Annotated in this window: 8 protein-coding genes and 2 pseudogenes; 3 read left to right on the top strand and 7 right to left on the bottom strand. The window is 56.5% G+C overall.

Annotated features, from left to right (window positions below):
• The first annotated feature begins 228 nt into the window (after positions 1-228).
• Positions 229-579, top strand: a complete 351-nt coding sequence (locus F4X57_04755; protein MYC06469.1) for a hypothetical protein — start codon at positions 229-231, stop codon at positions 577-579.
• Between the two features lie 244 nt (positions 580-823).
• Here the strand turns inward: F4X57_04755 and F4X57_04750 are convergent, their stop codons facing one another.
• From F4X57_04750 to F4X57_04740, 3 genes are all read right to left on the bottom strand, one after another.
• Positions 824-2,140, bottom strand: a complete 1,317-nt coding sequence (locus F4X57_04750; GenBank protein ID MYC06468.1) for a sulfatase-like hydrolase/transferase — start codon at positions 2,138-2,140, stop codon at positions 824-826.
• A gap of 89 nt (positions 2,141-2,229) precedes the next feature.
• Entirely contained in the window at positions 2,230-3,444 is a 1,215-nt protein-coding gene (locus F4X57_04745) for an LLM class flavin-dependent oxidoreductase (protein MYC06467.1), read from the bottom strand.
• A 459-nt stretch (positions 3,445-3,903) separates the two neighbouring features.
• Positions 3,904-5,517, bottom strand: coding sequence for an NAD(P)/FAD-dependent oxidoreductase (locus tag F4X57_04740; protein ID MYC06466.1), 1,614 nt, complete (start codon positions 5,515-5,517; stop codon positions 3,904-3,906).
• 94 nt (positions 5,518-5,611) lie between these two features.
• On the opposite strand from F4X57_04740, the pseudogene F4X57_04735 reads away from it, so the two are divergent.
• A pseudogene (locus tag F4X57_04735) lies at positions 5,612-6,619 on the top strand (hypothetical protein).
• Positions 6,620-7,281: 662 nt separating this feature from the next.
• On the opposite strand, the pseudogene F4X57_04730 reads toward F4X57_04735, so the two are convergent.
• Positions 7,282-7,464, bottom strand: a pseudogene (locus F4X57_04730) (hypothetical protein).
• 402 nt (positions 7,465-7,866) lie between these two features.
• Here F4X57_04730 and F4X57_04725 point away from each other — a divergent pair.
• Positions 7,867-9,615 (top strand): hypothetical protein, encoded by a 1,749-nt coding sequence (locus F4X57_04725; GenBank protein MYC06465.1) that lies wholly within the window; start codon positions 7,867-7,869, stop codon positions 9,613-9,615.
• Positions 9,616-9,669: 54 nt separating this feature from the next.
• Here the strand turns inward: F4X57_04725 and F4X57_04720 are convergent, their stop codons facing one another.
• The 3 genes from F4X57_04720 to F4X57_04710 all read right to left on the bottom strand — a co-directional run bounded on the left by F4X57_04720 (position 9,670) and on the right by F4X57_04710 (position 11,621).
• Positions 9,670-10,575 (bottom strand): alpha/beta hydrolase, encoded by a 906-nt coding sequence (locus F4X57_04720; GenBank protein ID MYC06464.1) that lies wholly within the window; start codon positions 10,573-10,575, stop codon positions 9,670-9,672.
• A gap of 68 nt (positions 10,576-10,643) precedes the next feature.
• Positions 10,644-11,345 carry a 4'-phosphopantetheinyl transferase superfamily protein gene (locus F4X57_04715; GenBank protein MYC06463.1) on the bottom strand — a complete coding sequence of 234 codons (702 nt, stop codon included), beginning with the start codon at positions 11,343-11,345 and terminating at the stop codon, positions 10,644-10,646.
• Between the two features lie 30 nt (positions 11,346-11,375).
• Positions 11,376-11,621, bottom strand: a complete 246-nt coding sequence (locus F4X57_04710) for a hypothetical protein (GenBank protein ID MYC06462.1) — start codon at positions 11,619-11,621, stop codon at positions 11,376-11,378.
• Between the last annotated feature and the right edge of the window lie 67 nt (positions 11,622-11,688).

Raw genomic sequence — 11,688 nt, 5'->3', positions numbered from 1 at the left:
GCGCTCAAAGTTATCAGGCGGCGTCTGTGTGGTCAATTGTTGCTAATGCTGACGTCTGTGAAATAGGTTGAATACTTGCTACTAAATGCAATTTCCATTGATTGCATTTAACATTTATGTTACAATCAACTATGGTTGTTCTGGAGATAGTGACTGGTGATTCCTGAAGAATTTCGGACACCCCGGTTATATTCAGTGGGCAACGATTTTTCTTTTAAGGAGATCACATTGGTCTTTCAGGATAGGACTCTAGTTTGTTCGGACTGCGGCGACGACTTCATTTTTTCGATAGACGACCAGCAGTACCATCTGGAGAAGGGATACACCAACGAGCCTAAGCGTTGCGTGAGTTGCCGCCGCGCCCGCCGCGCGTCGTTTAACCGAGGCGGCGGTGGCTATGGTAGCGGTGGCGGCTATGGCGGCGGCGGTGGATTCGGCGGCGGCGGTGGCGGCGGCAGTCGCCAGAGGTTCACCATCACCTGCGCAGCGTGCGGCAAGGAGGATGAAGTTCCGTTCAGGCCGACCGGCGCTCGCCCGGTGTATTGCTACGACTGCTTCAGGTCCGGCTCCCGCAACTAGGCATCGGCACAACAAGTTGCCAACAGCATTTCGCTAGGCAATCCATAGACAATCGAAACGCCGCTCACCGAATTCAAGTGAGCGGCGTTCTGCGTCTGTCGTTTATTTCGTTTGATTTGCGAGAAAGTATGAGGGAATGGCTAATTCCTGCGATGCAGAACATCTCCAACCCAGCCCTCCCACGTCAAGGAGGAAGGCACGAATGGAAAGGTAGGCAAACCTTTCTTTCCCGATATTACATGCACTACTGCAACTCGGTGAAGATTGGCATGAGTCTCGTCCTGGCTTCCGCCATTTCCTCTGTATCATCTGCCTGGTAGATGGGATAATTTTCGTCCAAGTCTGTCCACATGTTGTGCATTTCGCCAGTCTCGTAGAGCTTCCAATGGTCGTCGCGGACGAAGCGGATGCGGCGCGCGGCGACGCTTGATCGGGCGTTCATTGGCTCGAAGTGGAAGAACATCCACTCGCGCGGATCGCCCTTATGTCCCGTCAGCTGCTGATAGAACGACTTGCCGTCAATGAAGTAATCATCAGGAAACTCTAAGCCCGCTGCTTCCATCATCGTAGGCAAGTAGTCCGTTGCCTCTACCATGTCCCTGTTAACCGAGCCTGCGGGAATCGTGCCGGGCTGGCGGCAGATGAGCGGTACGTGCGTGCCACGATCGTTCGTCTTGCCCTTGCCGCCGCAAATCTCGTTGTGCTCGAACACCATGGAGCACACATCGTCAGGAGTGCCGTTGTCGCCCAGATAAATCACTAGCGTGTTTTCGCTGAGTCCCTGCTCGTCTAGGTAGTCCAGCAGCCGCCCTATGACCTTGTCGTGGTACTCTACCATGTCCTTGTAGAAGCGAGGGTCGTCGTCCCACGAGCCGTCTTCGATTTCTGCCCAAGTCTTGCCGCCGAGTGTCCGGTTGGACGGCGGGTCGAAATCGTCCCATTCCGGGCTGTCCGGCGTTGGTTCGTGGGGCTTGTGCGTCGCCGCCATTGGCCAGTAAGCGAAGAACGGCTTATCATCGTCCTTCTTGCGCCCGATGTAGTCGATGATGTAGTCGCAGAATATGTCCTCACCGTACTTGCCTTCGGTGTCATCGCGGTACTCGCCGTTTTCGTAGATAATCGGGTTCTTGTAGCGCGAACCCTTGTCCTCAGTGTGGTGCGCGTGCCAGACGGAAAACTCGTCGAATCCGGCGTCTTCGATCTGCTGACCCTTGTTGCGCATCTCGGGCGATTCGTCGGGCGGATTGTACGAGTACAACTGCCACTTGCCGGCGATGCAGGTGTTGTAGCCGGCGTCCGAGAATAGGTGTCCGAATGTTACCTCGTCGGGCTTAATCAGCCCGAAGCCGATGTAGTTGCGGAAGTTGTACTTGCCCGTCATAAGAGCTAGACGGGAAGGCGTGCAAAGCGGCATCACGTGTGCCTCCGTGAATCGCATGCCTTCCTCCACCATGCGGTCGAGACGCGGCGTGGCGTACGAAGTACCGCCGTTTGCGCCGATGACCTCATAGCCAAGGTCGTCGGACATTATCAGGATTATGTTGGGCTGCTTGTCTGTCATTTCTTACTCTCCGTATGTTGTGCTTGACGGGTGTCTTTCGATAATGGATGCCTGTTCTCAATCCTTGACTTGACGTACTCTCCAGTTCGTCATTGCCGGCACCGGATAACCTGCTCGCCGAAGTCTGCGATAAGGTCGCGCGCCGCCTGACGGTCAATCGCGGCGAGCGCCACGTTGTTGACGCCGATCGCCTCTAGGTCGTCTAACTTCTCGCATATTTCGTCCGCAGTGCCGGTCAGCGTGCGGCCGACCATTTCGGGCGAGACGAAGCGCTCTTCGCCGTCCTTCAGGTACACATAATGCCCTTCGTGGACATCGAGGTATCGCCTATCGTCCGGCGTGGGGGCAGGGCGGCTCTCGCCATATTCGCGGATGTACCGGTCGTATTCCTGCGCCAGTCCGGGATTGCTCATGCCGAGGTTCGAGCCCGGTCCAAAGTCGCGTTCCCACATCGCGTGGATGCCCGGAAGCAGCGTCGGTCCGACATTCCTGACAACGCGCTCGCTTGTCAGAGACTCTCCATCCCTAAAGACGCACGAGGTTGTGAGCACGGTAACATACGGCTTTGCGCCTTCGCCCCCGAACCGATCGAAATTGTTGCCGGTCGCTTCCGCCGCCGCTATCACGCGGGGCAGACCGTCGGGTACGGACGCGCTTCGCGCGGTCATAATCCAGCCGTCGGATATTTCGCCCGTTATCTTCTGCCCGCGCGGCCCATTTGCGGCGAGCATCACAGGTATGTGGTCTTCGATATTGAAAAATTCGTCGCGTCCGGAGTTGGACTTGGCGTGTATCAGCCGTATCCACCGCTCGCGGCTGCCTTCGCGCAGCAGCACATCCTCGCCGTTGAGCAATCCCTTGACCTGTCGCGCGTATTCCTCGAATGCGTCCATCGTCAGCGCGGGCAGACCCATCGTGTTCCTACCCGTGTAGCCGGTGCCAAGCCCGACGATGACCCTTCCGGGCGCGATCTTATTGATGGATGCCGCTGCCGCCGCGGTAACCGGCGCAAGCCTGTTGCTGGGAATCGCGACCAGCGTGCCCAGCTTGATGCGCGATGTAAACTGCGCAGCCAGCGCCATCGTCGCCCAAACATCCGAGTAGATGAGCTGGGAATCGAAGAACCAAGCGTGTGTGAATCCCGCGTCTTCCGCCGCCTTCACCTCACGCCAGGCGTCGATATACGACGGTATGCCTATTCCGTAATCCATCCGGTTCGATATGCCCCCAGTTTTCACACTGTAGTGTCGGACAGTCTTTGCCGACAGCACCCACATGCTACGGCCGAAGGCGAAAAGTGTCAACGGCGGTCTGCCGTTGCATTTTGAGGCGCAACGCAAGTCATTATGCCGGTGTGCTTATGAATCCATCGTGAGAGTATCGTTGTGCGCATATTGGATTGTATGGACAATTGAGCCAAGTGTTATGTTAGAGGGATGCCGAACACGAGACTTACCAATGCGATTAAGACTTCGCGGGTACAGCGGCGCACTGGGCTTGTATGTCTGCTGGGAGGACGCACAGCTGCGATTCTTCGATCCTGAATCGGCAATACCTACCCGTGCACGAAGAAGACTGGCAAGCGCGGGAGAACGAATTAGCCGGGCGGTTGGCAGCCGAAGCGCGCGCCGAAGAAGCGGAGAACCGCGCGGCGCAATTGGAAGCCGAGCCCCGCCGACTGCTCAGCGAATAGAGAATATCTACCCGTCGGTATCCGGCAAACTGGTTGCGTTATTCGCTGCGAGAGCATTGGTTAGGGCACTCTATTTGAGGTTCAGCTCCCTGTACCCACTTTCTGCAACTTCCGCGCAGCGGGTGCGGAAGGTCTGCATGGTGCCTGTGTATTGGACTACCCGGCGCTTCTCTCTGCCCTCTAGGTTGCGGTTTACGCCGGTCATCCATGAGTCTATTTGGCGCATCAGCAGGTCTTTGCCTTGCTCCACGACGTAATCGTACCAAGCTGCTTGCGATTCCAGGCTTGGCTCGGCGCGGGTGTAACCGCGCTCGGTCATGTGCCGTATGACGCCCGCTATCCACTCCGCGTTGTACTCGATGTTGCGCGGATTATTGCCCTGTATCGCGTGCGGTCCCATCACCATGAACATATTCGGGAAGTTGTGCGTCTGCATGCCCAAGAATGTCGCCAGCTGCTCGTACCACTGCTCCTTTAGGCTGCGACCGCCCACGCCGCGAATGTCTATCGCATTGTATGCGCCGAACACCGCGTCGAAACCCGTCGCGTATATGATGATGTCAAACTCATACGACCTGTCCGTCGTTGCGATGCCGTGCTCGGTGATACAGGCTATCGGCGTCTCGTTGATGTCGATGAGTTCGACATTCTCGCGGTTGTACGACTCGAAGTAGTGCGTCTCAAGCGGCACGCGCCGCGTTCCGAAGCCGTGGTCTTTGGGGATGAGCTTTTCCGCGACGACGGGATCGTTGACCCTGCCGCGTATCTTGTCCGCGATGAAATCGGATATTGCCTTGTTCGCCTTCACGTCGGTCAGGATGTCCTTGAAATTGCCCTGCCAGATGCCAAAACCGCGCCCGGCGTACAACTCTTCCCAAAACTCGTAGCGCTCTTTTTCCGGCACATCGAATGTGTTGCGCTGGTCGGCAGTGTGAACGAAGCCGGCGCGAGTCTGCGAGCATCGGTCGAACAGCTCGTCGTAGCCCGCGCGGATTTCGTCCATTTCGTCGGGCGGAATGCGCCCGTTGTTCAGCGGCGCGCACCAGTTCGGTCTGCGCTGGAATACCGTCAGATGCCCGACGCTCTGCGAAATTGTCTGAATCACTTGCACGCCGGACGCGCCGGTGCCGATTATCCCCACGCGCTTGCCGGCGTAGTCCACCGGCGAATGTGGCCAGCGCGAGGTGTGGAACGACTGCCCCTTGAATGAATCGATGCCGTCTATCTTGGGCATGACGGGATGCGACAGGTTGCCGAGGCCGGTTACCAGAAAGCGGCTCTTGTAGTGGCTGCCGTCAGCAATGCCGATGTCCCAGCAGCGCGCGTCATCGTCGTAGTGCGCGGACTCGATGGCGCTGGAAAACTGGATGTCTCGGCGCAGGTCGAACTTGTCAGCGACATGCTGCAAGTAGCGCAGAATCTCCGGCTGCCCCGCAAAGTGCTCCGACCAGTTCCATTCGTCCAGCAGCTCCTGAGAGAAAGAATAGGCGTAGGAGTAACTCTCCGAGTCGAAGCGCGCGCCAGGGTAGCGATTCCAGTACCATGTGCCGCCCACGCCCGTGCCCTTCTCGAACACGCGCACGCGCAAGCCCAACTCTCGCAGCCGGTACAGCAAGTACAAGCCCGAAATGCCCGCGCCTATCACAATCGCGTCAAAGTCGAGTTTCCCATCTGACATAATCATGCTGGGGATTGTACCACAACGCACATTAGACACAACGACGTATATTGCCCATCCGGTTCGTCCATCGGTCGTGCTTTGGAACGAGTAGTGTATAATGCGGCGCGCCGATGTGCCGGATTATTGGGGATGGACTATCGGGTCAATTTTGGAGAAGGATTTGAACGCAAAGAAACTCGTGGCAACCCTCACAGCATTGACATTTGCGCTGCTATTCGCGGCGATGGCAGGGCTGAATAATGCAAGCACGCAGTCGCCGGTCGATTATGACGCGGACGATGACGGGTTGATTGAGATAGAGTGGCTGGAGCAGCTGGACGCGGTGCGCTGGGACCTGGATGGGGATGGGTTTGCGGACGATGGCAATGCGGAGCGGTACGCGGCGGCGTTCCCGGATGCGGCGGAAGGGATGGGATGCTCGGAGGGCTGCCGGGGGTATGAGCTGGCGCGGGACCTGGATTTCAAGAGCGCGGGGAGCTACGCATCGGGCGCGGTGAACGAGAAGTGGACGAGAGGGAACGGGTGGTTGCCGATTGGAGTTAGCGATGATAGTGCGTTCCGCTCAGCATTCGAGGGTAATGGTCGCACTATTGCTAATTTGTACATCAATCGCAGGGGGGAGAACCAGCCACGGGTCGCCGGCATTTTCGGAATCAATGATGGTGTTATTCGACAATTAGGGACAGTTAATGCTGATGTGACGGGTGTGCATGGTGTCGGAGGCTTGGTCGGGATCAATAAACGCAGCATCACATTGAGTTACGCCACTGGCAGTGTGTCGGGCGAGAGGAATATCGGCGGCCTAGTTGGGTTTTCTGATGGCAACATCACACTGAGTTACGCTGCTGGCACGGTGTCGGGTGAGGGTGAACTAGGCGGGCTGGTCGGGGGCAATAACCGCAGCATCGCATACAGCTACGCTACTGGCAGCGTGGAAGGTGAGGATACTATCGGCGGGCTAGTCGGAGGCAATAATGGCAATTTGAGCAATATCATATCGAGTTATGCCACTGGCAGTGTGTCGGGTGAATCTAGTGTTGGCGGCCTGGTCGGCCAGCAATTCTATGGCAGCATCACATCGAGTTATGCTACTGGTAGCGTTTCAGGAGTATGGGGAATCGGCGGCCTAGTTGGGATTTCGGAACACGGCAGTAAAATTGCATTCAGTTACGCCACCGGCGACGTGTCGGTAAGTAACGCCGAGCAGAGCGAATTATCTGCAGGAGGCCTTGTTGGATACAATGAAGGCAGCATCGTGTCTAGTTATGCCACTGGTAGGGTTGTGGGAAGCCTGTCAATTGATGAAGAGGAATGGGGAGAGGTAACTGTATATCTCGGCGGGTTTGCTGGATACAATAGCGAAGATAGTAGCATCAAGTTCAGCTACGCCACAGGCGATGTGCGATTGACTGGCAATGGCGACAGCGTTCCCATCGGCGGATTTATAGCATCCAATGAAGGTAATGTAACTGGAAGCTATTGGCTCACGGAGCTGCCCGTGCGTTACGCAGGCGTGGGTGAAGGTAGCACAGATGGCGTCAGGGGGCTTACGACGCAGCAGTTGCAGCAGCCTACGGACTACACGGGCATCTATGCTGATTGGCTCATCGATATCGACAATGCCGATGAGGATTTCGACGATACGACGGGCGTTGATGATTTCTGGGACTTTGGGACATCCAGCGATTACCCTGCGTTGAAGAAGGACCTTGATGGTGACGGCGTGGCGACTTGGTGGGAGGGCGGCGGTCAGCATGGCAGGGCTGCGCCTACTCCAACGCCGAGGCCAACCGCCACAGCAACATTCACGCCAACCGCAACGGCTACTCATACGCCGACACCTACAATCACGCCTACACCAACTGACACGCCGATACCTACGGAAACGCCGACGCCGACTGCGACCGCGACGCAAACACCTACGGCTACGCCAACTGATACTCCGACTATGACGCCTACGCCTAAGGATACGCCCGTTCCGACGGCAACGGCTACTCATACGCCGATGCCTACGGACACGCCCGCGCCGACATCTACGCCTGAACCGACGGCAACGCTTGTGCCGCCTACGCAGACGCCGGTAATCATAGTGGTAACGGCGACACCGGAAGCTGATGCGAGTGCGCCGGCGAGTGGCGGGTGCAATTCGGTGGGGGCGGTGCCTGTGGGTACGGGAATGGCAAGCTTGTTGATGCTGCTTGCGCCGGTAGGTGTCGCCTTCGCGGCGCGGCGACGGTACTTGCGCGATTGTTGACGCATGCAAGACAACTGGTGCATACTTAGCCCGCTTCGCACGCGCTATCCTAGGTATCTCATCCGAGAGTGCCACATCCCCCTTAACGGAGTCCAGCTTTGGCAACAGCTCAATCAAATGACCACATCCGCTACGAACCGGAAGAAAGGTGCTCAATACTGACATCTTTCGTAGTGGGTATACAGGGTATTTTGCTCGTTCTGCCACCCGCGATTTCGATTGTCGTGGTTACAGTTCTTTCGGCGGGACAGGACGACGACTACCTGACATGGTCAATGTTCGCCGCCTTGATAATCGTGGCTATCGTCACCGCACTTCAGGCTTCGCGCATAGGACGCTTGGGCACCGGGCACATGGCAGTGACAGGAGTTACGCCTAATTACATAGCGTTGGCAGTGCTCGCGCTGGCAGAGGGCGGACCAGCGATGCTTGCAAGCCTGATGGTCGTTTCCGCGCTCTTCTTCTTCGCGGTGGCTACCTGGCTGCCGCAGTTGAGGCGTGTTGTGACTCCAACAGTGTCAGGCACCGTATTGATGCTAATAGCCGTCTCGGTGCTGCCATTCTGCCTCGACCGATTCGACGAAGTTCCCACGGGCGCGCCGTCATTTGCCGGTCCTCTGGTAGCCGTTGTTACACTTCTCGTCGCGACAGGTTTAGTTCTGCGCGCACCGCGCCAACTGCGACCGTGGTCAATGCTAATCGGGTTCGTTTCAGGCTGCATCATGGCGGCCATACTGGGAGTCTACGACCTTGAGCGGCTGTACTCAGCACCTTGGATTGGCATTCCTGAGACCGGCATTCAAGGATTGGATCTTCGGCTGGGCGCAGGATTCTGGACGCTCCTGCCAATGTTTCTGATCGTAACTCTGGTGCAGGCTATCAAGGGGGTCGGCGACAATGTCGTGATTCAGCGGACGGCGCGGCGAAGTCTGAGATCTACTGATTTTCGACTGCTGCAGGGATCGATATACGCTAACGGCATTGGCATATTCTTGTCAGGGATTGCGGGTACGCCTCCCACGTCGTCATACTCGTCCTTCACCGCATCGCTTGTCAATATCACGGGAGTGGCGTCTCGCTACGTCGGATACGCCATAGCGATCATACTCATTGGACTGGCGCTGCTCCCAAAGTTGACGGGGGCGCTGCTGACGATACCGACCCCCGTAATGGGCGCTTTCCTGCTGGTTGCACTGGGCATTTTCTTTGTCGAAGGCTTACAGACCATAATGAGGGACGGCCTAAACCTAGAGAAGTCGATTGTAGTGGGTCTGTCATTTGCCGTGGGAGCGGGGCTGCTTCAGCGGAACATAATTGAGGAATTGCTGGGGCATCCCTGGGGGGCGCTGCTGGGAAACGGAATAACAGCGGGCGCGGCGACCGCAATCCTTCTCACTATATTCCTGAACCTGACGAGTCCGCGCCCGAGGCGCCTGGAAACCAGACTCGACCTTGCCAATCTGCCGGCGATCGATGAATTCGCGCGGGAGGTGGCAACAGAAATGAGCTGGAGTGAGGAATCGACACAGCGGCTCCGCTCAGCGTCTGAGGAGGCGCTGTCCAGCCTGCTGCAACCTGGAAACGAACACCTTTCGGCTGGCAGAACCGACAACATCCCACGCCTTGTCATCATAGCCCGACAGGACGGTCGGACCGTCGATCTGGAATTTGTCTCCGTGCTTGTGGATGGCGAAAACCTGGGAGACCGCCTCGCTTACCTAGACGATGAGGAAGAGACAATTGACGACAGGGAAATTTCATTCCGCCTGTTAAGGCACTACGCGTCATCGGTGCGCCACCAGAAATATTATGGCATGGACATCGTGACCGTGCGGGTCGATGCGTAGTGACCGCAGTCCACGGTGGGTTTCCGTCGAACGGTGGAAGCGGAAAATGCCGGCTCAGGACGAGATTATCGGCTCGATGAATTCAAGCATCAGTTCCACGCACTGCTCCGGCTGTTCCAACTGCAAAAAGTGCGTGGAATCAGGCAGGAAGTCGTATCCAACCGTGAAGACATCGCTGAGATCCAGAGTCGGTAGGTATGAGAATGGCAATGTCGGATCGGCGCCAATTACCTTTGTTGGGCTGACCTGCGAAGCGAAGTCCACGAGAACCGCGAACGCGCCCGCGTACTCAATTATCTGTGCTTCGTATGCGGGCGGGCAACACAGTTCATAGAGCTTTTCGAGACTGTTTTCCTTCAGGGTTGTCATGGAAAAGAGGTCGTGGCCTCCCGGCACTATGAGTTCAAAAATCGGGAAGAACGAGAGTAGGAATGCGAAGTCTTCCCTGTTCTTAAATCGCGCCATCCTCCCGCGAGAGGTGGAGGACAACTGCTTGGCGGCCTCTTCAAATTCCCTGTGGCTGCGACCAGGCTTGCAGAGTGGTGGATCGAACAGCACACGCGCGGCAAAATCGCTACCATTCCGGGGAGACAGAAGAGTAACCAGAGCCGAAACAGAGTGATAAATGCCTATCTTCGGCTTGTCACCATACTCAATGTCAATAGCCTCCAAGACCTTATCGTGGTCCTGAACCAGAGTAGGAATGTTGTGACTCTGCAACGAAGTGACTGCGTTCCAGCCATGGTTTCGGAGATCATAGACTATGATATCGAAGTCATTCCGCAGAAGTGACCAGAAAGGGTAATAGAGATCGATCGCCAGACCGTTGCCGTGACTGAGGACGAGTCGGGGACCGTCCGGGTTACCGTGCCGCCGCAAGGTAATTGTGGTCTCGTCGTCAACCTGCACGTCATACGTTGAAAGCGGCTCGGGAACCTTCCATCCGATCGCTGAGGTCATCGTCGCATCCTTAAATCTTTTGATCAGACCCTATTCACTGGCAGTATCATATATCAACTGCCTAAGAATCACACAGCAAAGGCGAGAGCGGCGGCGAATTCCTCGTTGCCAATATCTACTACGCGCCACCTCACCGACGGTACCTGAGGAAACCAGAACGTGCCGACAGTCTCACCGCGGCGTATCTCCTCAGGTGCCTCAAACGCCGCGGGATCCAATGAAAGACCGGTCCCAAGCGCCTTGATTAGCGCCTCCTTGACTGTCCAGAGCTTGAAGAAAAGCCGGAACTCACCTCGTACCCGCTCCAATTTCAGTTCAGACTGCTCGTTGGGACCAAATGCAGCCTCGATCAGCCTGTCGAAGTCACGTCTTGTCGCAAGCTCTTCGACGTCCACGCCCAACTGCCCGCCAGGCGCGACCGCAATTAGCCCATGACTACCGCTGTGGCTCACATTGAAACTGATCTGCGCCCGAATAGCGTCCACCAGGGCAAAAGGCTTACCGTAACGGTGTTCGCCAAACGTCAGCCGCTCGTTATCGCAGCCTAGGTTGCCACAGAGTATGGCGCGGAGCGCCCCACGGCATAGCACAAACCTTCGGCGCGCACTTAAGTGCACATAATTGCACGAATCTTCCAGTTCATTTTCATGGAGCCACAAAAGCGCTGACGCCTCATGTTGAGCATGAGGCGTCAGATCAATATGTAATACCGTTACGTTGCCAATTGTTCGGAAGAGACTCCACCAGCAATGCGTTGCGGAATCAGTCATTCTGCGTTGTTCAGTTCCGCATACGCGGCGCTAAGCAGCATTCGAGTCAAGGTAGTCTATCAACTGCCCGATGGTCTGGAGTTCGGTGCAGTGTTCAGCCGAGAACCTGATGCCAAATTCGTCCTGAATAACCCGGGCGAACGACACTATGTCCATCGAAGACACCCCAGCGTCCGTAAGGCTGGAACCGAGGTCCATCGACGCGTCCACAGGCTTACCGTCCACTTCCAGATTGTCGGCTATTAGCTTCCTTACCCTATCTTCAATTGATGCCATCTGTTCAAGCCTCCTATGCTCAATAGTTTATCAAGACAACCAATAAGGTATCACTGTACCTTCACTC

It is taken from the genome of Chloroflexota bacterium (genome assembly GCA_009840355.1).
GTDB lineage: Bacteria > Chloroflexota > Dehalococcoidia > Lucifugimonadales > JADFKI01 > Bin90.
This window is presented reverse-complemented; position numbering and strand designations above follow the sequence as displayed.

Excerpts from the sequence above, each read along its gene's own strand:
- F4X57_04750 (MYC06468.1), bottom strand. The coding sequence starts at position 2,140 with ATGACAGACAAGCAGCCCAACATAATCCTGATAATGTCCGACGACCTT.
- F4X57_04710 (MYC06462.1), bottom strand. The coding sequence starts at position 11,621 with ATGGCATCAATTGAAGATAGGGTAAGGAAGCTAATAGCCGACAATCTG.
- F4X57_04740 (MYC06466.1), bottom strand. The coding sequence starts at position 5,517 with ATGATTATGTCAGATGGGAAACTCGACTTTGACGCGATTGTGATAGGC.
- F4X57_04715 (MYC06463.1), bottom strand. The coding sequence starts at position 11,345 with ATGACTGATTCCGCAACGCATTGCTGGTGGAGTCTCTTCCGAACAATT.
- F4X57_04720 (MYC06464.1), bottom strand. The coding sequence starts at position 10,575 with ATGACCTCAGCGATCGGATGGAAGGTTCCCGAGCCGCTTTCAACGTAT.